The organism is Pseudoalteromonas mucoides, assembly GCF_049257175.1.
In the GTDB taxonomy this organism is placed as follows: Bacteria; Pseudomonadota; Gammaproteobacteria; order Enterobacterales; family Alteromonadaceae; genus Pseudoalteromonas.
The window spans coordinates 170156-192768 of record NZ_JBMMUC010000009.1 but is presented as its reverse complement, the minus strand read 5'-3'; the positions used below and the strand labels follow the sequence as shown (position 1 = coordinate 192768).

At 41.2% G+C, this 22613-nt stretch carries 18 protein-coding genes and 10 tRNA genes; 5 read left to right on the top strand and 23 right to left on the bottom strand.

Annotated features, from left to right (window positions below; genetic code table 11):
* Positions 1-128 precede the first annotated feature (128 nt).
* Positions 129-2072, bottom strand: coding sequence for a S9 family peptidase (locus tag AAEU30_RS12035; RefSeq protein ID WP_421960697.1), 1944 nt, complete (start codon positions 2070-2072; stop codon positions 129-131).
* 162 nt (positions 2073-2234) lie between these two features.
* On the opposite strand from AAEU30_RS12035, the gene AAEU30_RS12030 reads away from it, so the two are divergent.
* Both AAEU30_RS12030 and AAEU30_RS12025 read left to right on the top strand, forming a co-directional pair.
* On the top strand, positions 2235-2825 hold the full coding sequence (locus tag AAEU30_RS12030; RefSeq protein ID WP_421960696.1) for an ABC transporter ATP-binding protein: 591 nt from the start codon (positions 2235-2237) through the stop codon (positions 2823-2825).
* A complete protein-coding gene (locus AAEU30_RS12025) occupies positions 2822-3931 on the top strand; it encodes a DUF6136 family protein (RefSeq protein WP_421960695.1) in 1110 nt (369 codons plus the stop codon). Before AAEU30_RS12030 ends, AAEU30_RS12025 begins: the two co-directional genes overlap by 4 nt.
* Positions 3932-3942: 11 nt before the next feature.
* On the opposite strand, the gene fadE is transcribed toward AAEU30_RS12025, so the two are convergent.
* The gene (gene fadE, locus AAEU30_RS12020) at positions 3943-6399 is read right to left on the bottom strand and encodes an acyl-CoA dehydrogenase FadE (RefSeq protein ID WP_421960694.1); all 2457 of its coding nucleotides are present in this window, start codon (positions 6397-6399) and stop codon (positions 3943-3945) included.
* A 229-nt stretch (positions 6400-6628) separates the two neighbouring features.
* Between fadE and AAEU30_RS12015 the strand changes: the two genes are divergently transcribed.
* Positions 6629-7393, top strand: coding sequence for a class II glutamine amidotransferase (locus tag AAEU30_RS12015; protein ID WP_421960693.1), 765 nt, complete (start codon positions 6629-6631; stop codon positions 7391-7393).
* A 216-nt stretch (positions 7394-7609) separates the two neighbouring features.
* Here AAEU30_RS12015 and lnt read toward each other — a convergent pair whose 3' ends face one another.
* The 5 genes from lnt to miaB are packed head-to-tail and all read right to left on the bottom strand — an operon-like array spanning position 7610 to position 13072.
* A complete protein-coding gene (gene lnt / locus AAEU30_RS12010; protein ID WP_421960692.1) occupies positions 7610-9163 on the bottom strand; it encodes an apolipoprotein N-acyltransferase in 1554 nt (517 codons plus the stop codon).
* Positions 9144-10028: a CNNM family magnesium/cobalt transport protein CorC gene (corC, locus tag AAEU30_RS12005; RefSeq protein WP_290210725.1), complete on the bottom strand. Its 885-nt coding sequence runs from the start codon at positions 10026-10028 to the stop codon at positions 9144-9146. Before corC ends, lnt begins: the two co-directional genes overlap by 20 nt.
* A 22-nt stretch (positions 10029-10050) precedes the next feature.
* Positions 10051-10509 (bottom strand): rRNA maturation RNase YbeY, encoded by a 459-nt coding sequence (gene ybeY, locus AAEU30_RS12000; protein WP_256826926.1) that lies wholly within the window; start codon positions 10507-10509, stop codon positions 10051-10053.
* Between the two features lie 4 nt (positions 10510-10513).
* Positions 10514-11575 carry a PhoH family protein gene (locus AAEU30_RS11995; RefSeq protein WP_290210760.1) on the bottom strand — a complete coding sequence of 354 codons (1062 nt, stop codon included), beginning with the start codon at positions 11573-11575 and terminating at the stop codon, positions 10514-10516.
* A gap of 51 nt (positions 11576-11626) precedes the next feature.
* Positions 11627-13072: a tRNA (N6-isopentenyl adenosine(37)-C2)-methylthiotransferase MiaB gene (gene miaB, locus AAEU30_RS11990; RefSeq protein WP_421960691.1), complete on the bottom strand. Its 1446-nt coding sequence runs from the start codon at positions 13070-13072 to the stop codon at positions 11627-11629.
* 270 nt (positions 13073-13342) lie between these two features.
* Here miaB and AAEU30_RS11985 point away from each other — a divergent pair, with 270 nt between their 5' ends.
* A complete protein-coding gene (locus AAEU30_RS11985; RefSeq protein WP_421960690.1) occupies positions 13343-14512 on the top strand; it encodes an FAD-dependent monooxygenase in 1170 nt (389 codons plus the stop codon).
* A gap of 120 nt (positions 14513-14632) precedes the next feature.
* On the opposite strand, the gene AAEU30_RS11980 is transcribed toward AAEU30_RS11985, so the two are convergent.
* The 16 genes from AAEU30_RS11980 to lolB form a co-directional block, all read right to left on the bottom strand.
* Positions 14633-14707: transfer RNA gene (locus AAEU30_RS11980), tRNA-Gln, on the bottom strand.
* Positions 14708-14746: 39 nt separating this feature from the next.
* A tRNA-Leu gene (locus AAEU30_RS11975) sits at positions 14747-14831 on the bottom strand.
* A gap of 41 nt (positions 14832-14872) precedes the next feature.
* Positions 14873-14947: transfer RNA gene (locus AAEU30_RS11970), tRNA-Gln, on the bottom strand.
* Positions 14948-14987: 40 nt separating this feature from the next.
* Positions 14988-15072, bottom strand: a tRNA-Leu gene (locus tag AAEU30_RS11965).
* A 41-nt stretch (positions 15073-15113) separates the two neighbouring features.
* A tRNA-Gln gene (locus AAEU30_RS11960) sits at positions 15114-15188 on the bottom strand.
* 40 nt (positions 15189-15228) lie between these two features.
* Positions 15229-15313 (bottom strand) — tRNA-Leu (locus tag AAEU30_RS11955).
* A 169-nt stretch (positions 15314-15482) separates the two neighbouring features.
* A tRNA-Met gene (locus AAEU30_RS11950) sits at positions 15483-15559 on the bottom strand.
* Positions 15560-15564: 5 nt separating this feature from the next.
* A tRNA-Gln gene (locus tag AAEU30_RS11945) sits at positions 15565-15639 on the bottom strand.
* Positions 15640-15678: 39 nt separating this feature from the next.
* A tRNA-Leu gene (locus AAEU30_RS11940) sits at positions 15679-15763 on the bottom strand.
* 142 nt (positions 15764-15905) lie between these two features.
* Positions 15906-15982, bottom strand: a tRNA-Met gene (locus AAEU30_RS11935).
* Positions 15983-16260: 278 nt separating this feature from the next.
* Positions 16261-17352 (bottom strand): redox-regulated ATPase YchF, encoded by a 1092-nt coding sequence (gene ychF / locus AAEU30_RS11930; protein WP_421960689.1) that lies wholly within the window; start codon positions 17350-17352, stop codon positions 16261-16263.
* Between the two features lie 49 nt (positions 17353-17401).
* Positions 17402-17986 (bottom strand): aminoacyl-tRNA hydrolase, encoded by a 585-nt coding sequence (pth, locus tag AAEU30_RS11925; RefSeq protein WP_356948027.1) that lies wholly within the window; start codon positions 17984-17986, stop codon positions 17402-17404.
* A gap of 18 nt (positions 17987-18004) precedes the next feature.
* Positions 18005-18622 (bottom strand): 50S ribosomal protein L25/general stress protein Ctc, encoded by a 618-nt coding sequence (locus AAEU30_RS11920; protein WP_421960688.1) that lies wholly within the window; start codon positions 18620-18622, stop codon positions 18005-18007.
* 151 nt (positions 18623-18773) lie between these two features.
* Positions 18774-19721 (bottom strand): ribose-phosphate pyrophosphokinase, encoded by a 948-nt coding sequence (locus AAEU30_RS11915; RefSeq protein WP_421960687.1) that lies wholly within the window; start codon positions 19719-19721, stop codon positions 18774-18776.
* A gap of 76 nt (positions 19722-19797) precedes the next feature.
* The gene (gene ispE, locus AAEU30_RS11910) at positions 19798-20679 is read right to left on the bottom strand and encodes a 4-(cytidine 5'-diphospho)-2-C-methyl-D-erythritol kinase (protein ID WP_421960686.1); all 882 of its coding nucleotides are present in this window, start codon (positions 20677-20679) and stop codon (positions 19798-19800) included.
* Positions 20672-21268, bottom strand: a complete 597-nt coding sequence (gene lolB, locus AAEU30_RS11905) for a lipoprotein insertase outer membrane protein LolB (protein WP_421960685.1) — start codon at positions 21266-21268, stop codon at positions 20672-20674. Before lolB ends, ispE begins: the two co-directional genes overlap by 8 nt.
* Before the next feature lie 83 nt (positions 21269-21351).
* Here lolB and hemA point away from each other — a divergent pair, with 83 nt between their 5' ends.
* Positions 21352-22608 (top strand): glutamyl-tRNA reductase, encoded by a 1257-nt coding sequence (gene hemA / locus AAEU30_RS11900; protein ID WP_421960684.1) that lies wholly within the window; start codon positions 21352-21354, stop codon positions 22606-22608.
* Positions 22609-22613: the final 5 nt, after the last annotated feature.

The following is a 22613-nucleotide window of genomic DNA, read 5'->3' as shown; positions in this document are numbered from 1 at the left end:
TACCATTAAGTTTTTTACCGGATTGAAGTGCCTTAACTGCATCTTCGAAGTTGAATTGATTTGTCATGTGTCATTCCTGTTTTTATCAGTTTACTGAAATGACACAGATTTTTGAACACTACCTACAATTATCCTTGTGGGCCAAATAACTCTTTTAAGTAAGTATCCAAAAAGTTTAGATACGCGTTAGAGGCGCTGATACGGTTTTCTTTTTTGCTAAAACCATGGCCTTCATCGTCAAATAATACATACTCGACTGGCACACCATTAGCTTTTACTGCGGCAACTAGTTCATCGCTTTCAACTTGTAATACTCGCGGATCGTTAGCACCTTGAATTACCATTAGAGGTTTAGTGATGTTATCGGCATGAAACAGCGGAGAAATAGCACGGTGACGCTCGCCATCTGTCGCTGGGTCGCCCATTTCATCGTACAGCGCTTTTTTAAAGCTTTCCCACCAAGGTGGAATTGAGTTCAGCGTTCTCACCCAGTTAGTCACACCAAAAATATTGATGCCTACTTTGAACTCTTCTGGCTCAAAGGCTAGTGCTGCTGCGGTCATAAAGCCGCCGTAGCTTCCACCCATGATGCCAATTTTATCTGCATCGACCCAATCTAAGCTTTGTAAGTGTTTTTTACCGTAGACAATATCTTGTAAATCATCAGTGCCATGTTTTTTATCATCTAAATGGAAAAATGTTTTACCGTACCCAGAGCTGCCACGGTTATTGACGGCAAAAATAGCATAGCCGTGATTAACTAGGTGCTGTTGCATCGCACTGTAGCCTGTTCGGCTTTGGCCGCCAGGGCCGCCATGCACCCAGATAAGCGCAGGTACTTTATTATTGCTGCTGGCTTGTTTTGGTTTATACAAAACGCCTGGTATGTCTAAACCATCAAAACTTTTAAAGCGCACGATGCTACTCTCTACTAAGTCGTTCTGATTGATATCATCACTTAATGTGTTTGTGAGTTGTTTGGCTTCATTACTACCAACTTGCCAGACAAATAAATTGCTTGGTGAAGTGTCTGAGTTTAAGTAAAACGCCATGGTTTTCTCATCGCGTGAGAAGTTCACACTGCGTAGATTCCCAGCTGGCAATTTAGGCATAGCGATTTCTTTACCGGTATTGGTATCTTTTACGGTCACTTTGGTGCTTGCATCAGCATTAACACCACTTACCTGATAGCGGCCAGAATGAGAGAAATATATAAAGCTGACATCCCAGTCATCCTTTAAAGCAGGAGTATGTTCGCCTGTGGCTAACTCATAACGCCATACCTGTGAAAACTCTCCTTTAGCATCTGTAGAGTAGTATAAATATTTGCTGTCTACAGAGAAGGTATCAGGCGTATATTGAGCCGGTGTATCGTGTTTAGATATTAATTGCGGTTTGAGTGTTTTTTTAAAAGTATCTAGGATGAAAGTATCGCTGTCTTTGTTGGTATTGTTTTTAGATAGGGCAATGTAACGTCCATCAGGGCTAATTGCACCTACATCTAAACCAAGGGTGTTTTGATACACAGGCGTGACTTGATACGTTTTACTATCGACTCGGTATAAGTCCATAAACTTGGCATCACGTTGATTACTGGTAATAAAAAATTGACTGCCGTCTTTAGTAAAGCCTGCAAAGCTTGCACGCGTTTCATCGCCAGGGGTTAAGTCTTTGATGGTGCCATCAGCTTCGCGCACGTAAACATGGTATCGTTCGTTACCGCCTGAGTCTTTGGTGAATAATACGCGCTCATCATTAGGGAAGTAGCGTACTGGGTAGGTGCTGTCTTCAAAATTGGTTAAGCGAGTTTTGCTGCCAGTTTTAACATCAACCTCATATAAGCTGTAAATACCGCTTTCATCACTACTGACAAGTACCTTATCGCCAGAGGGGGAAAAGCTACTGCCCATAATAGATGTTGTATCAAAAAAGGTTTTTGCATTATATGTTTTGACTTGCTGTGTTTGCTCAGCAACCACGGGGGCAGAGGTTGAGTTATTAGATTGACTGCAACCAGCTAACGCAATAGATACTGCACAAGTGATACAGGCAAGTTTGAGGGCTTTTTTCATAGGTACATTCCTTGGATTATAGTTATAGACTTTTAGTGTTAACCGAACGTTTTTTAAACGCAAGTATTTCGCATTTTCAAACAGCAATAAAGTGTTACAAAGCGTGTACCGCACTAAAATAGAAAAGCAGTTATAATTCATTTTCTACATCAAGGAGTATTTATGATAGAAGTCATTGGGTTACATAAACAGTTTGCTGAAAACATATTGTACAGTGATTATAACGTACAATTTATAGCGCCTAAGCTATGTATTGAAGCGCCTAATGGCCAGGGGAAAACAACGTTATTAATGATCTTAGCAGAGCTTGAAACGCGTCAAAGTGGGCAAGTTCTATTTGCAGGAAATACATTATCAGAACCACATAAGCAAGTTGCCATAGCCTCAGACTGTATTTCTTTACCTGATTTTTTAACAGCAAGACAGCTTATAGATTTAGTCATAAATACCCTAGGCTGTAGCTGGCCCAACTCATTGATATCTGGCTTCAATTTTAATGAATTTTTAAATACGCGTTTTGATGCGTTGTCCTCAGGTAACCAAAAGAAATGCCAATTAATATTAGCGCTTATGCGCAATGCCCCGTATTTGCTATTAGATGAACCGAGCGCTGCCCTTGATCAAACCAGTATCCAGTATTTACTAAATTTACTTGATGAATATTTAATTGATAAACCAGACGGGCAAATAATTATCACCTGTCATGAACCCGCGCCATTTATTGAGCATGGCTTTGAGTGTATGCCTTTATGATTGCCAGTTTAACACAAGCAATTGGGCAGTATCGCTGCTTTATGGGTTATCGATATCAGGCCTACAAAACTGAACTCACGCAATTATTGCTGCAGCTTAAAAACTTTGGTTTGTTATTTCTAGTGGTACTTGGCTCTGCCATGCTTGGTATGATTTTACTGCTATTTTTAGGACTGGGGAAAATTATCGATAGCAGCGATGCACCTCAGTATGGTGCACAGATGGCTTGGCTGTACTTGCTGTTGCAAAGTGTCATGTTAAGTGCAATGAAATCGGCGATAAAAAATACCGCTCAGCGTGCGTTTCAACAGACATTAGTAAAGCGGTATTGGCTTGGTTTGATGGATATTAAACTTTTGCTGTTAAGTAATGTCTGGTTGATTGCGAGCCTTATTATCGCGATTGATCTTAGTGTGAGTCAGTGGCTTAGAGTGCCGCATTTCTTGCTGTTTTTACTATTACAATTAGTGCTTGGCATTTTATGTTTATACAGGCCAATAGCGCTTGCTTATGGTTTTTTGTTATCCGCAATCTGGGTAACGTTACCGCTAGATGCCAATCCACTGATTTATCAGTGTGGTTTTATGCTGCTGTTTGCCCTAAGTACCTTGATGGTGCCTTTTTGTTTTACCGCAAAGGTAAAGTTGAGTTCACTTGCAGGTTTTTGGTTATTATTTTTTATACATAATAGCTGGGCTCTAATTTGGCGAGGGGCTTTATTGCTGTGTGTATTTATGGCATCCAAAGTGTTGTTGCAAGAGCGCGCTGATTTAGCTGCTATATTCAGCATTTTATCACTTGCCTTTGTGGTGCTGTTTAGTAGTTCATTACAATTTGATTGTCGTCACCTTCATCAACAATATAATGTATTTTTTAAAATGCAGAATAAGCAAACAGCATTCTTTGTTAGCTTATTTATTCCTAGCTTAATTGTTTTATTATTCGCACTGGTTGGTTTGGGGGCTTTATTTAATCACGCAAGTAACTTGTTGCTAGTAATAGGAGTTGTTTGGTGTTTACTACAACAGATCTTAGCACAAAAAAAACCAGCGCATTATGCGCTGGTTTGGATGGTTATAACAGGTTTGTTACTGGCTGTGTATTAACTGCTAATCAGTTAAGCTGCATCAGCCTTGTTGTCTGCACTTTTGCGTGCGGCTTTACCTGCTAATAAATCAGCAGGGTCAAAGTCATCAACGTTAATAACATCTAAGCGCGCTTTTTCAACATCAGCCAGCTTGTCAGCTTCGGCTTGCGTAAGAATACCGGCATCAAGGCCCATCTGCGCTACTTTATCAAGTTGGAAGAACGGTAACTTAACGCCTTTCTCACGACATACTTTATCAAATAAAGGCTCAACAGCTAGCACGTCTTTAAGCGTTTGCTCTTGGCGACCCACTAAGTTAAGTGGTTCATTGGTTAAGTATACATAACTTGCAAGGCGGTTACGGGTTTCACTTGGAACTTGTAATAGCTGTGCCAATTTGTGCTCAAGTTTGTCTGTTGGTTTACGAACCGGGCGACCAAACGGGAATAACATAAGCTTAAGTGCTGCACGTAACGGCGCTGATGGCATATTGTTAATTAAATCAGCTAATGCACGTTGGCAATGATAAAGGTGATCTTGGCAGCTCCATTGAACAAGCGCAAAGTCTTCTTTTTTACGGCCTTCGTCGTTATAGCGTTTTAGCGTAGCAGACACTAAGTATAGGTAGCTTAGTAAATCACCTAAACGTGCAGAGATACGTTCTTTACGTTTTAATGAACCACCAAATACCGCCATACTGATATCTGACATTAACGCAAGTGAGGCACTAAAGCGTGATGCGATACGGTAAAACTCAGCTGTTTCATCTTTATAAGGCGTACTAGCAAAGCGTGCGCCAGTAAACGCTAGCCACTTAGTACGTACTAAATTAGAAATAGTAAAACCAATGTGACCCATTAATGCTTTATCAAATACCGCAAGTGCTTCTTCACGGTCTTCAATTGAACATGCATTTAACTCAGTTAAAACGAATGGATGACAACGGATAGCCCCTTGACCGTAAATAATCATGTTACGGGTCAAGATATTTGCGCCTTCAACGGTAATGGCAATTGGCGCACCTTGATAGCCACGGCCTAAATAGTTATTTGGCCCAAGCATGATACCTTTACCACCATGAACATCCATTGCATGAATGGTTGAATCACGCATTTGCTCAGTTAAGTGATATTTAATAATCGCTGAAACAACCGATGGCTTTTCACCTAAGTCTACCGCGCCGGTAGACATGCTAACTGCTGCATCTGAGCTGTAAGCGTAGCCTGCAAGTTTAGCAAGTGATTCTTCAACCCCTTCCATTTGACCGATAGGTAAACGGAACTGGCGACGAATGCGGCTATATGAACCACTGGCCAGGGCGATTGTTTTAATGCCACCCACAGAGTTTGAAGGCAGGGTAATTGCACGACCAACAGATAAACATTCAACCAGCATACGCCAGCCTTGACCAGCCATTTCTGGGCCACCAATAATGTAATCAAGTGGTACAAAAATGTCTTTACCGCGAGTTGGGCCATTTTGGAACGGCACATTAAGTGGGAAATGGCGACGGCCAATTTCAACACCAGGCATATCCGTAGGGATAAGCGCACAGGTAATACCAAGATCTTTTGTATCACCTAAAAGGCCGTCAGGATCTTGCATTTTAAACGCAAGGCCAAGTACTGTCGCTACTGGCGCAAGCGTAATGTAACGTTTGTTCCATGTTAAGCTTATACCAACAACTTCTTCGCCTTCCCACATACCTTTACATACAACGCCGTAATCAGGAATTGCACTGGCATCAGAACCAGCTTCCGGAGAGGTTAGGGCAAAACATGGAATTTCTGCACCGCTTGCTAAACGCGGTAAGTAATGATTCTTTTGCTCTTCTGTACCGTAGTGCTGTAGTAACTCGCCAGGACCTAGTGAGTTAGGTACACCCACAATTGACGAAAGCAAAGTAGATTTACTGGTTAGCTTTTGTAATACACACGATTGTGCAAACGCAGAAAACTGTAAGCCGCCGTATTCTTTTTTGATGATCATGGCAAAGAATTTATTATCTTTTAGATATTGCCATACATCTTCTGGTAAATCGGTTAGCTCGTGAGTAGCTTCCCAATCATCCAGCATACTACATACGGTTTCAACTGGGCCATCAATAAACGCTTGCTCTTCAATGGTGAGTTTAGGCATTGGATATTGATGTAGTTTTTGCCAATCAGGGCGACCGCAAAATAAATCAGCTTCCCACCAAGTAGTACCTGCATCAATAGCTGACTTTTCAGTGTCAGACATTGTAGGTGTTACTTTTTTAAACGCAGCAAAGATTGGTTTTATAATATATTGCTGGCGAATGCCAGTAACAGACAGTGGCACAGCGATGATTAAAAAGATTAACCAGCTGATTGCGCCAAAAGCACCCGCAAAGGTACCGATAACAAGGGTTGCGATAGAAACGCCAAGGGCTGTGTTCCAGCTCGCTCTGTGGTAACTCGCGATGCTGAGCAACACGATTAAACCGAGTATAAATATGAGTGTCATGTACTTAATCCTTAATAGAGGTCAGACCACCTTCGTTAGAGTAGCGCTAGAATCGGTAATTATCAAGTGGCTAACTAAGATTATCAGTGAGTTTATTCACATGTTTATAAAGAGTATAGGATAAGGGGCTAACATAAGCTTGCCTTGGTGTTGCTTATGTTTAACAATGCTAGCCTATATCTCAATTCTTCGTTTGTATAAACATAGTGTTTAAGGGTTAATTTATTTTATGTGTGAGTTGCTTGGCATGTCGGCGAATGTGCCGACAGATATATGTTTTAGTTTTTCAGGTCTTTTAGAGCGCGGTGGTAACACAGGTCCTCATAAAGATGGTTGGGGTATTACCTTTTATGAAGGCAAGGGCTGTCGTACTTTTAAAGATCCAGAGCCTAGCTGCCAGTCTGAAATTGCCAAGTTAGTTAAAGCATATCCAATAAAAAGTGTCTCGGTGATAAGCCACATTCGCCAAGGTAATCGTGGTCGTGTTTGTCTTGAAAACACTCATCCATTTACTCGCGAGTTGTGGGGGCGTGAGATCACCTATGCCCATAACGGTCAGCTTTCGAATTATCATGATTTAAAACCTGATTATTACCGACCAGTTGGCAATACTGATAGCGAGCTGGCTTTTTGTTGGTTACTCGATAAAATTCGTGAAAAATACCCAAAACGTCCATCAAATATGGCGTCCGTATTTCGTTATGCGGCAAAGCTTTCGCACACGCTCAGAGAAAAGGGGGTGTTCAATATGCTGCTTACTGATGGGGTTTATGTATTAGCGTATTGTACTAATAACTTACATTGGATCACCCGCCGCGCACCATTTGGTAAAGCAACTTTAATAGATGCCGATATGGTGGTTGATTTTCAACAAGAAACCACACCTAATGATGTGGTTACTGTGATTGCAACTCGCCCATTAACAAACGATGAACGTTGGCAAAAAATGGAACCAGGTGAGTTCGCGTTATTTAAAATGGGTGAATTAATTTAGTTTTAGAAGTACTACCACTTTAATTAAGTTTCAAGATTTAGCTAACTATTTGAAGCATAGTACTCACTTAACACAAGCTCATAGATTCCTAGAGTATGTAATTAATTACATACTCTAACGGCAAACTAAGAAGTTAAAATTTCGTTAGTTAAGAAATTACATCAAAGCTAGCTGGGCCAAGGGAAAGTTATCAATAAAGATAATTTTACATCTTGTTTAAAGCTTTAATCTTATAACCACTCCCACAAAACCCATCAACACCACTACTATCCACACTGGCAAATTACCATATTGACTATAAATGCTATCACCTTCAATAAGCTTAACGTTCACTTTTAGGGTTTCTGCTTTGAACTGTGGCATGCTGATTTGAGTTTGACTGATAGGGTCGTAGACACCGCTGATGCCATTATTTGTTACGCGAATAAGCGGGCGTTGTAATTCAAGGGCACGCATACGGGCTATTTGCATATGTTGATGAGGGCCGTGGGAGGCACCAAACCAGGCATCGTTACTGACCGTAAACAAAATATCAGACTCGCTGTGGTAATTGCCACGTACGAGGTTAGCAAAGGCGATTTCGTAGCAAATAGCAGGAAGAATATTTAAGCCATTGGCGCGTAGGTTGTTTTGTACTTCATCACCCCGTGTGAATGATGACATGGGTAAATCAAACAAGGGCGCGATAGGGCGTAAAATATCTTCAAATGGTACAAACTCACCAATCGGCAGTAACTGGTGTTTTCTATAGCGATTTTTACCTAGGTATTGATAGTGGCCGTGCTCATCACTACGTTCTTTATTACCCAGTACTATCAGGGTGTTGAATATAGTTTTGGTATCAAGCTGGTAGTCTACAATACCCGTAATGAGAGCTGTTTTATTAAATGAGGCGGCGCTATCAAGACCGACTAAGAAGCTGTCGGCGAGGGCTTCTATTTCAGGCACCGCAGCTTCTGGCCAAACGACTAAGTCAGCGTTCCAGTGAGGGCGCGTCATGTCTTGGTACTTACTCATGGTGGTCCAAAATTCACTGGGCTCAAACCGCAAATGTTGCTTTATATTACCCTGAACGAGTAATGTGCTGATGGTTTTATCGTTATAGTGAGGGCTTTGAGATAAATTGCCAACCAGTGAAATGAGGGCAATTAAGGCTGTCGTTGCAATAGTGCTCTTTAAGCTGCGATTGAACAGTAATTGGTAAAATGAAAATGCGATGGCAATACAGATTAATGTTAGACCAAACTCACCGAGCGTGGGGGCTAAATAATTTAATGGGCTATCGGTTAGTGTGTAACCAAAGCTTAGCCAAGGAAAGCCAGTCAGCACTACACCACGTAAATACTCTGTAACAGCAAAACTGCTAATAAGTAATAACCCATAGCTATGTGGGCCGCTCGCAAAGCGTGTAGCAAACATAAAGGCAAGGGCAGGGTAAATAGCTAGATAGGCACATAGCAGTACCATAAGGAGCACTGAGGCTGCTAGCGGCATACCACCAAAAGTGGCTATAGACACATGCACCCAACTTATACCAGCACCAAACCATCCTAGACCAAACAGAAAGCCATATTTAGCGGCTTGTTTGCTGGGCTTTTTACCGTATTGTTGGTTATGTGAAGTGTAAATTGCCACGATTAGGCAAACAAAGGTCAGGGGCCAAATCCCGAATGGAGCGTAGCTTAAAGTTAAAAAGAGGCCCGCAACCAGTGCGAGCCATGCTTTTTTATCTTTAGCTAAATGTAGGCAGTTAGTCAGTATTGTCTTCACTGTCGCTGTCTTCAGCCTTAGGTACAGTAACTTGTAGTTGCAATAACCGACGGTTATCTGCATTAGTTACTTTAAATTGTAGGCCATCGATTTCGATGGTTTCGCCGCGTCCTGGCATATGGCCAAACGCATGCAACACAGTGCCGCCAATTGTGTCGGCTTCTTGTGTGCTGTAGCCTGTTTTAAATTTTTCGTTAAAATCATCTACAGGTGTTAGCGCTTGCACTACATATACATGTTTGGCAAGTTGGCGAATATCTTGTTGTTCTTCTTCTTCATCGTGTTCGTCTTCAATTTCGCCAACGATGATTTCTAAGATATCTTCTATTGTAACAAGCCCTGACACACCACCGTATTCATCAATAACAATAGCCATGTGGTAGCGTTGTTGGCGAAACTCATTCAATAGTGTGTCTACGCGTTTACTTTCAGGCACCACAACGGCTGGGCGTAAGTAATCGCGTAATGAGGGTAATTGGTCGTCTTTATTTAATATTAATGGCAATAAATCTTTTGCTAATAAAATACCTTCTACATGGTCTTTGTCTTCGCATACCACAGGAAAACGTGAATGCGTTGAATCAACCATCATCGGAATTAATTGTTCTAGCTGTGCGTCAACTTCTAAGGTGATCATTTGTGAGCGCGGGATCATGATGTCTCGCACTTTAAGCTCAGATACACCAAGCACACCTTCAATCATCTCTTTGGTTTCAGGATCAATGACATCCCGTTCTTGCGCATCGGCAATTACTTCAACCAGCTCTTCTCTATTCTGGGGTTCCCCTTGCAACATTTGGGTAATTCTACCCAACCAGGTCTTGCTAGAAGAACCCTGGCTAGTCTGCGAGTTATCGTCGCTCATTGCGTCTATCTGCTCCGTTAATTTAAATATCGTCCCGATATGGGTCTGCTATGCCTAGATCGGCAAGTAATTGCTTTTCTATGCTTTCCATCTCATTCGCATCTTCATCCTTTATATGGTCAAATCCAAGTAAATGCAAGCATCCGTGGATCACCATATGAGCAAAGTGGTCATGAAAGGTCTTTTCTTGTTCATTTGCTTCGGCTAAAACAATCGCTGGGCAAATGATTAAATCACCTACTAATGGGAGTTCAATCCCCGGTGGTGCTTCAAATTCAAACGACAAAACATTTGTCGGCTTATTTTTACCACGGTAATCATTATTTAGCTGTTGGCTTTGTTCTTCATCAGCAATAACAATGGTTAGCTCTGATTCGTCGCGATATTGACTGAGTACTTTGTTAGCCCATAATGCGAATTGTTCAAGGCTCGGTAAGTTGTCAAACTCACAGGCTATTTGTAAATCAAGTTCTGTTGTCACAGTATTACTCTTTAGTCTCAGGGTCTGATTGCTCGGCATTAGCGAGTAAATCTTTAGCGCGTTGTTTTTCGGCGCGTTTAATTCGGTCTGCTTCATCGTTGCGCTCATAGGCTTCAACAATACGGGCAACAACAGGGTGGCGAACAACATCGTGTGATTGGAAAAAGTTAAAACTGACTTCTTCAACATCACTGAGCACTTCAATAGCATGTCGAAGGCCAGAGCGAGCACCGCGTGGTAAATCAACTTGGGTGATATCACCAGTGATTACCGCTTTAGAGTTAAAGCCGATACGTGTTAAGAACATTTTCATTTGTTCTACAGTGGTATTTTGGCTTTCATCTAAAATAATAAAGGCGTCGTTTAGTGTACGACCACGCATAAAAGCAAGTGGCGCTACTTCAATAACATTTTGTTCAAGTAGCTTTTCAACTTTTTCAAAACCCATCATTTCAAATAACGCATCGTATAACGGTCGCAGGTATGGGTCGATTTTTTGGCTTAAATCACCAGGTAAGAAACCTAACCTTTCACCAGCTTCAACAGCGGGGCGGGTAAGTAATATTCGGCGTATTTCTTGACGCTCTAGGGCATCAACGGCTGCGGCTACTGCTAGGTATGTTTTACCCGTACCTGCAGGTCCAATACCAAAGGTAATATCGTGACGAAATATATTCGATACATAATGCCCTTGATTATCGTTACGAGGTTTAATTACGCCTCGACGCGTTTTTATTACTACTTCTTTGCCATATTCGCTTAACTCGTCTTGTTCGAGGGCAGTTGATTCAGTTATGGCTAAATGTACTGTATTGGGTTCAATGTCATTAACTACGCCACGCACAGGCTGTGTTTCAACATACAGGTCTTTAACAATTTCCATTGCAGCAAAGGCACTGGTGGTTTTACCTGTAATTTTAAAGTAGTTATCGCGATGAGTGATTTCGACGCCCAAACGGCGTTCAATTTGCTTGATATTTTCGTCAAACGGGCCGCATAAAGAAGAAAGGCGCTTATTGTCGGAGGGTTCTAAATAAATCTCTAATTTTTTTAATTGATTACTCAAAATTGCTTCCTGTTTTGGTGTGCCAGCTATTGCCGGCACAGTCATTATCGCCTACGGAACGAATGTCGCAACACCGATTTCATTCGGCGTTACTTGAGGTTCAGGTTGCGCTGCTTTACTTAAAATTTCAGCAGGGGCAACATCACGGCGTAAGTTCATTTCTGATTCTGTACGAATTAAGTCACCACGTAAAGAGTTAGGTAGTGCTTCAGTGATACGTACATCAACAAACTGACCGATCACATTATGTGGTCCTACAAAGTTCACAACGCGGTTGTTTTCAGTTCGGCCACGCAGCTCCATCGGGTTTTTCTTCGATGGCCCTTCAACGAGTATACGTTGCTCGGTATTAAACATTTGGCGGCTTATTTGCTGTGCCATTTGAGTAATACGGTTTTGTAATAAGTATAAACGCTCTTTTTTCTCTTGCTCAGATACATCATCGGGTAAGTCAGCGGCAGGTGTACCTGGACGCGCACTGTAGATAAAGCTAAAGCTCATATCAAAACCAATGTCGTTAATTAGGTTCATTGTGGCTTCAAAGTCCATCTTGCTTTCACCAGGGAAACCAATAATGAAATCAGATGACATGCTTAAATTCGGGCGAATTTTACGCAGTTTACGAATTGTTGATTTGTACTCAAGTGCTGTATGGCCGCGCTTCATTAAGTTTAAAATACGGTCAGAACCACTTTGCACAGGTAAATGTAAGTGATCAACTAGCTCAGGTACATCTGCATAGGCGTCAATAATATCAGGTGTAAATTCTACAGGATGCGATGTGGTATAACGAATACGGTCAATACCATCAATGGCAGCAACATAACGAATTAAATCTGAGAAGTAACAAATCTCACCATCGTAAGTTTCACCGCGGTAGGCGTTTACGTTTTGTCCAAGTAGGTTAACTTCACGTACACCTTGCTCAGCAAGTTGAGCAACTTCAAGTAACACGTCATCAAGTGGGCGACTTACTTCTTCACCACGAGTATAAGGTACTACGCAGAAAGTACAGTATTTTGAGCAGCCTTCCATGATTGAAACAAATGCACTTGGACCTTCTGCTTTAGGCTCTGGTAGGCGGTCAAATTTTTCAATCTCAGGGAATGAAATATCAACCACTGAACTGCCTTTATTACCTTGTACTTGTTTTATCATTTCAGGTAAACGATGTAACGTTTGCGGGCCAAAAATGACATCAACAAAAGGAGCACGTTGACGAATAGAGTCGCCTTCTTGAGAGGCAACACAACCACCAACACCAATAATTAAATCAGGCTTGTCATCTTTTAATAACTTCCAACGCCCCAGTTGATGAAACACCTTTTCTTGTGCTTTTTCACGAATTGAACACGTATTGAGTAGAATGACATCTGCTTCACCGGCTTCTTCAGTTAACTGATAGCCGTTGGTTGCATCGAGGAGATCCGCCATTTTCTGAGAGTCGTACTCATTCATCTGACAACCCCAAGTTTTAATATGCAGCTTTTTACTCATTGAAATATAGCCTCGTTTTCAATTCGGTAGTGGCACTAAAGTGTGCTAGAAACAGGATTAAGTGATGTGAGCATTTAAATGCCCGCTAACTTAAAGGACGCGTATTTTATCTGGATACCCGCCCAGATCCAAGTATAGATTTGATCTTTGTGGTTTGAAATCAAACAAAGTGTGTAATAGTACGGCTAAGGATTAAAGCAACTCGCATTTTTTCAACTAAGTACGTTACAATCAACATCATAATTAGTGACCTTAGTTGTGATTAAAAATATGCAAAAAAACAAAGTTATCGTTGTTGGCGGTGGTATGGTCGGCGCAGCAATGGCTGTAAAATTAGCGAAGCAAGGTTGTGTTGTACGTGTGATAGAACAACGACCTATCAATGCTGAGCAAATACTGCAAAGCGACACTATCGATATACGCGTATCAGCTATTAATCGTTTTTCTGAAAACCTGTTAGATGATCTCGGTGCGATGACACATTTAAAACAGTCACGCTTAGCGCCATACCAGCAATTAGAAGCGTTTGAACGTGTTGGCGATAACCTATTGTTTGATTGTAAAGATATTAATACCACACATTTGGGTCATCTAATTGAGAATAAATTAATACAAGCTAGTCTTTGGCAGCAATTTAAGCAGCATGACATTGAAGTACTTGATATTAAGTCAGCGATTTGTGTCATTGAACAAACAGCGCAAGATATTACTTTAATTTATGGTGAAGAGCGTTACAGTGCCGATTTAGTTATTGCAGCAGACGGTGGTCAATCCCAATTACGCGCAAAAGCAAATATTGGAGTAACTGGTTGGCAATACCAACAACACTGTATGGGGGTTTTAATTAAACTTGATGCTGCGCAGCAAATTAAAACATGGCAACAATTTAAACCTAGTGGCCCAGTTGCATTTTTACCTATGCAAGCACCTTACGCTAATTTAATCTGGTACGACGACGCAGCTAAGTTACAACGTTTAAATAAATTACCTACAGATCAGTTAAAACAACAAATAATCGAAAATTTTGCGCCACTAGCGGGTGATTTCGAAATTGTTAACCAAGCTGTATTTCCACTTGCTCGTCAACACGCTAATCAATATTCATCAGGACGTTTAGTGTTAGTCGGAGATGCGGCTCACACTATAAACCCTTTAGCTGGACAGGGAGTTAATCTAGGCTTTCAAGATGTAGCAGCCCTTGGTGATATTTTAGCAACGGTAGATGACATAGGTGCTGCAATACACCTTAAACACTACGAGCAGAGCCGTCGAAAAGCAAACTTACTGATGATGAGTATGATGGATGCCTGTTATTTTGGTTTTTCGAATCAACTGACACCGTTGCAATGGGCACGTAATCGCTTTTTGAAATTAGCGAATAATGCTGGTCCGGTAAAAAACTGGGTTTTGAAATACGCGATTAGTGGTGAAATGAAATAACTTTACGCTCGAGTGGGGAAAGCTCACTCACACTAATTTGATTAAAGATTAAAGATTAAAGATTAAAGATTAAAAAATATAAATGAAGATAGTGATGATTCAAGAGAAGTAATAAGAAATTGGCTGGGATACCAGGATTTGAACCTGGGAATGCCAGGATCAAAACCTGGTGCCTTACCGCTTGGCGATATCCCAACTCTAAATTTGGATGAGTTTTAGTTCTAATTAAGAACATGGTGCGGAAGGAGAGACTTGAACTCTCACAACCGAAGTTACTGGAACCTAAATCCAGCGCGTCTACCAATTCCGCCACTCCCGCAGTTCTATATTCTTAAACAACATTTCTTTGGTAGAAGAAGTTGGCTGGGATACCAGGATTTGAACCTGGGAATGCCAGGATCAAAACCTGGTGCCTTACCGCTTGGCGATATCCCAACTAAGAATTATTTGATAATTTTAGTTCTTATCAAGAACATGGTGCGGAAGGAGAGACTTGAACTCTCACAACCGAAGTTACTGGAACCTAAATCCAGCGCGTCTACCAATTCCGCCACTCCCGCAGTTCTATATTCTTAAGCAACATTTCTTTGGTATAAGAAGTTGGCTGGGATACCAGGATTTGAACCTGGGAATGCCAGGATCAAAACCTGGTGCCTTACCGCTTGGCGATATCCCAACTAAGAATTATTTGATAGTTTTAGTTCTTATCAAGAACATGGTGCGGAAGGAGAGACTTGAACTCTCACAACCGAAGTTACTGGAACCTAAATCCAGCGCGTCTACCAATTCCGCCACTCCCGCATCGAATATACAGGTAATACTGTTTTGGAACCTAAATCCAGCGTCTAATTCAAGACAACTGCCAATTCCGCCACTCCCGCATACTTGTGTAATAAAACACATGGTAGTTATTTTAAACTCTTCATTGAGTGCAATTTAACTCTTGCAGATCCACTTCTAAAAGAAGAAATGGTGGCTAAGACGGGATTTGAACCTGTGACCCCATCATTATGAGTGATGTGCTCTAACCAGCTGAGCTACTTAGCCATTGTTGGCTGGGATACCAGGATTTGAACCTGGGAATGCCAGGATCAAAACCTGGTGCCTTACCGCTTGGCGATATCCCAACAGAAAACAATTGATAGTTTTAGTTCTTATCAAGAACATGGTGCGGAAGGAGAGACTTGAACTCTCACAACCTAAGTTACTGGAACCTAAATCCAGCGCGTCTACCAATTCCGCCACTCCCGCATCGAATATACAGGTAATACTGTTTTGGAACCTAAATCCAGCGTCTAATTCAAGACAACTGCCAATTCCGCCACTCCCGCATACTTTGTGTAATAAAACACTAGGTAGTTATTTTAAACTCTTCATTGAGTACAAAAAAGAATGGTGGCTAAGACGGGATTTGAACCTGTGACCCCATCATTATGAGTGATGTGCTCTAACCAGCTGAGCTACTTAGCCATCTTTTTTGTTAGCACTTCATCGCTGAGTGCGGGGCGTATTATGCTGATATGACCTAAATCCGTCAACACCTTTTTTGCAAAAAAACACTTATCAGGGTTTGTTTGCAGGAAAATTAAGCTAAGAGGCTATTTTTTATTAAAAACGCTGTTTTTTTAACAAGTAAATGAGCATCAATACTCGCGTCACTATTATTCGATAATAGCACAAAAACAAAAAAGGCTCGTAAATACGAGCCTTTAAAATCATCGCTAAACATTATTTAGCGTAAATAGTAACTATACGTTGAACAAGAAGTTCATTACATCGCCATCTTTAACAATGTACTCTTTACCTTCTTGACGCATTTTACCTGCTTCTTTTGCACCACTTTCCCCTTTAAAAGAGATGTAGTCATCATAAGCAATCGTTTGTGCGCGGATAAAGCCACGTTCAAAGTCGGTATGGATCTTACCCGCTGCTTGTGGTGCGGTTGCACCTACAGGAATGGTCCATGCACGAACTTCTTTTACACCAGCCGTAAAGTAAGTTTGAAGATGAAGTAATTCATAGCCACCACGGATTACGAGGTTAAGACCAGGTTCTTCTAAACCAAGGTCAGCCATAAATTCAAGTTTGTCTTCTTCCTCAAGCTCAGAAAGCTCTGATTCAATCGCTGCACATACCGGAACAACGACCGCATCTTCTGCTGCTGCAATTTCACGTACGCGGTCAAGGAGCGGGTTATTTTCAAAACCATCTTCAGCAACGTTAGCAATATACATCGTTGGTTTGATAGTTAAGAAGTTGATAGAAGCAATGGCTGCTTTTTCTTCTTTAGTTAGCTCTAAAGAACGTAAGGTTAACCCCTCATCAAGGTGTACTTTTACTTTTTCAAGTGCAGCATTTTGATCTTTTGCATCTTTATCACCGCCTTTCGCTTTTTTGGCATTACGGAAAAGCGCTTTCTCTGCACTGTCCATATCAGCAAGTACGAGCTCAGTGTTAATTACGTCGATATCGTCAGCTGGATCAATAGTACCTGCAACGTGAATGACATTTTCGTCTTCAAAGCAACGAACAACATGACCAATCGCATCTGTTTCACGAATGTTAGCTAAAAATTGGTTACCAAGACCTTCACCTTTTGATGCGCCTTTTACTAACCCTGCAATATCAACAAACTCCATACTGGTGGGAAGAATGCGCTGAGGGTTAACGATTTTAGCAAGTTCGTCTAAGCGTGCGTCAGGAACCGGAACCACACCTGTGTTTGGTTCGATGGTACAAAAAGGGAAGTTAGCGGCTTCAATGCCCGCTTTAGTTAATGCATTAAATAATGTAGATTTACCAACATTTGGTAAACCAACGATACCACATTTAAAACCCATAGTAAGATACCTTGTTTAGATCCGTTTAACCGATTTAATAACGATGTTACTAGGGTTTAAACGAATGAAGTCTGTTTTGTGCTTTTAACACACCGTCTTTTGCAAGTATTTCCATACAACGAACTGCTTCATCTACAGCGGCATCCATCTTTTCTTGGTCTTCTTTGGCTGCTTTTCCAAGCACCCAACCAGTGACCATTTCACGATGTCCAGGATGACCTATACCAACGCGTAAACGCATAAAATCTTTTTGATTTGCCATTTTTGCAATAATGTCTTTTAAACCATTATGACCGCCATGTCCGCCGCCTTTTTTTAATTTAGCAACGCCGGGGTCTAAATCCATTTCATCATGTGCAACTAAGATGTTTTCAATAGGGATTTTGAAAAAATTGGCTAAACTACTGACCGACTTACCACTTAAATTCATGTAGGTGGTGGGGATCAATAATTTGAATTCTTGGCCTTGAATGATCACTTTGCCGGTTAGGCCGTGATATTTAGGATCGTGTTTAAGCGTACAGTTGTAGCGTGCTGCGAGTTGCTCGATGAACCAAGCACCTGCATTGTGGCGTGTGTTTGCGTATTCGGGGCCTGGATTAGCCAGGCCCACAAGCATTTGAATAGAATTCAAGGTGCAAGACCTTAAATATTATTCTGCAGCGTCTGAAGCTTCTTCGTCTTCAGCTGGAGCTGCTTTGTTAGCTTTAACAGTAACGATTGACTGATCATGGCCTTCACCTTTAGCAAGTTCAACTGATTGAACGCCAGAAGGAAGCTTAAGCTCAGAAAGGTGGATTGAATCACCAGCTACTAGGTCAGAAACGTTAACTTCAACGAATTCTGGAAGTGCTTTTGGAAGACATGTGATTTCAACTTCAGTTAACTGGTGAACAACAGTAGCACCAAGTTTAGTTACTTTATCTTCGCCGATGAAGTGAAGAGGAACTTTAGTGTGAAGTTTATGAGTAGCGTCAACACGTTGGAAATCAAGGTGAGTAAGCTTAGGCTTGAATGGGTGACGTTGGATATCTTTTAAGATAGCTTCAACAGACTCGCCGCCAATGTTAAGCGTAAGAATGTGAGTGTAAAAACCTTCGCTTTCTTGTGCTTTGATCATATCTTTATGAGCAAGAGTAAGCGCTACTGCTTCTTTTTCTGCACCGTAAAGGATTGCAGGTACTTTGTCTTCGCGACGTAGGCGGCGGCTCGCACCAGTACCAGTTTCTACGCGAAGTTCAGCGTCATAAGTGTAAGTTGTATTAGACATAATGTCTCCAATAATTTAAAAGTGTTAGGGCCTTTGCGACCAAGGTCCCTAGCCAAAAGGCGCGCTATCATACCACCACCTCTTAGTAAAAGAAACACAGGGTAAAAAAAAAGCGCCAATTAGGCGCTTTCATCACTGTAAACTAGTGTGCTTAATGTTCAAACATCGCAGAGATAGACTCTTCGTTGCTAATACGACGAATCGTTTCAGCAAGCATATCTGCAAGTGTCAGTACTTTAATCTTGTCAATCGCTTTTAGCTCTTCAGATAATGGGATTGAATCGGTAACAATTACTTCGTCAATGACAGAATTACGGATGTTTTCAGCTGCAACCCCAGAAAGAATTGGGTGAGTTGCATAAGCGAAAACACGTTTTGCACCGTGTTCTTTAAGTGCTTCTGCTGCTTTACATAAAGTACCGCCAGTGTCGATCATGTCATCGACAATGATACAATCACGGCCTTCAACATCACCAATAATATGCATTACTTGAGAAACGTTTGCTTGTGGGCGACGTTTATCAATAATAGCAAGATCGGTATCGTTGAGTAGTTTAGCAATTGCACGAGCACGGACTACACCACCAATATCAGGAGATACCACAACAACATCTTCGAAGTTACGGTTTTTCATGTCTTCAAGTAGCACAGGGCTACCAAACACGTTATCAACTGGCACATCAAAGAAGCCTTGGATTTGCTCTGCGTGTAAATCAACCATAACAACACGGTCAACACCTACACTCGATAGAAAATCAGCAACTACTTTTGCTGTAATTGGTACGCGGGCAGAACGTACACGACGATCTTGACGTGCATAACCAAAATAAGGAATGACGGCTGTAATACGACCTGCAGATGCACGACGTAATGCATCAACCATAACGATTAACTCCATTAAGTTATCGTTAGTAGGGGCACAGGTTGATTGCACAATAAAAACATCCGAGCCACGAACATTTTCATTTATTTGAACACTGATCTCACCGTCGCTAAAACGGCCAACAACAGCATCGCCAACTTCAATATATAAACGTTTTGCAACTTTTTGAGCTAACTCAGGTGTTGCGTTACCAGCGAAGAGCTTTATGTCAGGCACGGTAGGGTTCCTCAGGCACTGAATTTTGGGACTAACAAACGAGGCAAATGCGTCATTTGTTAACTTACATTGTATTTTACTTGTACGTTACTTGATTGCTTAAATGAATTGCGTTCAACTGCGTATGGGCAGGAGAGGTATTAACGCTACTGGTAACAAAACCATCCCAATTATGGGGGAGGTTTTCAAGAACATGTTGTGCTTCTATTTGCGTTGCAAATTCAACAAAACAACATGAGCCTGTACCAGTCATCTTAGACGGAGCGTATTTTAGCAACCACTGGAGGGTTTTTTCAACCTCAGGACAGAGCTTTTTAACTAATGGCTCGCAGTCATTACGTAAAACCAGCTGTTGCCAATCACCTTTAAGCTTGGGTGTATTGCGTGTTAAATCAGGGTGAGTAAAAATTTTTGCGGTACTTACATGCTCACTTGGGTGAACAACACAATACCATTTTTGTTCAAGCTCAACATCGATCAACTTCTCACCAATCCCTTGTGCTAAGGCACTTCGACCATTTATAAATACAGGAACGTCTGCGCCAAGTGTCACACCCAAGCGAGCTAATTCAGTAAGAGAAAGCTTACACTGCCATAATGTATTAAGTGCTAAAAGGGTGGTTGCAGCATCTGAAGAGCCACCGCCAACACCGCCTCCCATTGGTAAAACTTTAGTTAAATTTATTTTTGCGCCTAGGCTGGTTTTTGTATGCTTTTGCAATAATACAGCTGCTTTATAAATTAAGTTGTCAGTTAACGGGATATTTTTAGTGTCACCAGTTACCTCAATTGTATTGGTATTTAATAAGGTAAACTCTAATTGATCGCCGTAATTTAAAAATGTGAACAGGGTTTCAAGTTCATGGTAGCCATCGTCACGGCGACCATTTATATGTAAAAATAAATTGAGTTTAGCAGGGGCTATTAATGAAAATTGAGTTAGTGTGCTATCAGTCATGTTCGTTGAAGTACCATTGGTATAATTGAATTTTTATTTTGATATTTTGATGTTTCAAAGTTAGTCTTTTCGGTAACCAAAATCCTGCATATTGTTGATAATCACCGTAGCTAATATGCCATTTTTGACCGTTAAGAGACTGCCACATTACATTCTTCGCGCGGCCAAGTTCATCTACTTGCAAAGACTCATTCGAAACCGTGCCTTTGAGCCAATCATCGGCACTATCCATTGGGATAGTAAATCCAGTTAAACGATTTAATAATTGTGCTGCATTGGTATCGTGGTAGGTATCACCATCGTACTCAAGCTCAGCACCTTGGGCATCTTGTTTAAGTGCTAATACACGAGTACCAATAAAGGAGGTGAGTACCAGTTGATTCAAATCATCTTGTTGTTGCCAATTTAAATTGGCAGATTGACGCTCATCAGGGCTAATAAAAGCCAGCTTCCCCTCAACTTGCCATGTATTTTGCGCTGAAAGTTTTGCTTTCCAATCAACATAAAGAGACGTTTGTGGGTCAATTCGCTGTGCGCAACCACTTAAAAATAAAAAAAATGTGAGTAAAATCAAATATAGTCGAATCAAATGTCGTTCCTTACTTTCCATATTCCAATGATTTTTGATAAAATTACTGCCTTTCGAGCATGGCTTAGCAATATTTGGCACATATGACCATAGTAGCACTTGGTATTAATCATAAAACCGCATCTGTAGAACTGCGTGAAAAAGTCGCCTTTTCACCAGAGCAATTATCAGAAGCATTACAGCAATTGAGTGATCATGATCAGTTTAATGAAGCGGTTATAGTATCAACCTGTAACCGTACAGAAATCTATTGTAGCCTTGCTCAGCAAAATTCCCAAATACTGTTGCAATGGTTAGCCAGTTTCCATGGGTTAGATGAACAAGAACTGAGCAAAAATATATATTGCCACCAAGATAACGAAGCCATCAATCATTTGATGCGGGTCTCTTGTGGTTTAGATTCGCTTGTTTTAGGTGAGCCACAAATACTTGGCCAAATAAAACAGGCTTATAATAGTGCAAAAAACCACAACTCAGTGGATGTGGTATTTGACCGTTTATTTCAAAAAACGTTTTCAGTGGCAAAACAAGTGCGCACTGAAACTGACATTGGAGCAAGCGCCGTATCTGTTGCATATGCCGCAGTTAATTTAGCAAAGCATATATACGGAAAACTGAACAAAACTAAAGTATTGCTTATCGGCGCAGGTGAAACCATTGAGTTGGTTGCCAAACATTTATACCAAAACGAACCGCAGCAAATTACGGTTGCTAATCGCACAATAGAACGCGCACGCTCTCTAGCCCAAGACGTATCCGCTGACGTCATCGCGTTAGCACAATTACCTGAGCGTTTGCACCAAGCCGACATTGTAATTAGCTCCACCGCTAGTACGTTGCCTATTATTGGTAAAGGTGTGGTGGAACAAGCGCTTAAACAACGTCGCAATAAGCCAATGTTATTTATAGATATTGCGGTTCCACGGGATATTGAAAGCCAAGTAGGGGAGCTTGATGCTGCCTATTTATATTCCGTTGATGACTTACAAGCCATTGTGAGCGAGAATATCGCCTCACGCGAGCAAGCCGCAGAAGAAGCACAAGATATTATTACTCATCGCAGTGCCGAATTTGCAATGTGGATGCGTTCACTTGATTCTGTCGATCTAATTCGCAGTTATCGTCAAGATGTACAAGATATAAAGTCTGAGCTGGTTGATAAGGCTATAAGCCAATTAACAACCGGAAAAGACGCAGAAAAAGTAATTTTAGAGCTGGCCAACAAATTAACCAACCGTTTAATGCACGCGCCTACCCGTGCAATTCAAGATGCGGCTAAAAAAGGTGAAGTTGATCAGTTAAGCCAATTAAAGAAAATGTTAGGTATTGATCAGGAATAGCAGTT

Bases quoted from the DNA above. Each gene is read 5' to 3' on its own strand.
- hemA (WP_421960684.1), top strand. From the start codon at position 21,352: ATGACCATAGTAGCACTTGGTATTAATCATAAAACCGCATCTGTAGAA.
- ispE (WP_421960686.1), bottom strand. From the start codon at position 20,679: ATGACTGATAGCACACTAACTCAATTTTCATTAATAGCCCCTGCTAAA.
- AAEU30_RS12015 (WP_421960693.1), top strand. From the start codon at position 6,629: ATGTGTGAGTTGCTTGGCATGTCGGCGAATGTGCCGACAGATATATGT.
- AAEU30_RS11985 (WP_421960690.1), top strand. From the start codon at position 13,343: ATGCAAAAAAACAAAGTTATCGTTGTTGGCGGTGGTATGGTCGGCGCA.
- ychF (WP_421960689.1), bottom strand. From the start codon at position 17,352: ATGGGTTTTAAATGTGGTATCGTTGGTTTACCAAATGTTGGTAAATCT.
- miaB (WP_421960691.1), bottom strand. From the start codon at position 13,072: ATGAGTAAAAAGCTGCATATTAAAACTTGGGGTTGTCAGATGAATGAG.
- fadE (WP_421960694.1), bottom strand. From the start codon at position 6,399: ATGACACTCATATTTATACTCGGTTTAATCGTGTTGCTCAGCATCGCG.
- AAEU30_RS11920 (WP_421960688.1), bottom strand. From the start codon at position 18,622: ATGTCTAATACAACTTACACTTATGACGCTGAACTTCGCGTAGAAACT.
- AAEU30_RS12035 (WP_421960697.1), bottom strand. From the start codon at position 2,072: ATGAAAAAAGCCCTCAAACTTGCCTGTATCACTTGTGCAGTATCTATT.
- AAEU30_RS12025 (WP_421960695.1), top strand. From the start codon at position 2,822: ATGATTGCCAGTTTAACACAAGCAATTGGGCAGTATCGCTGCTTTATG.
- AAEU30_RS12030 (WP_421960696.1), top strand. From the start codon at position 2,235: ATGATAGAAGTCATTGGGTTACATAAACAGTTTGCTGAAAACATATTG.
- corC (WP_290210725.1), bottom strand. From the start codon at position 10,028: ATGAGCGACGATAACTCGCAGACTAGCCAGGGTTCTTCTAGCAAGACC.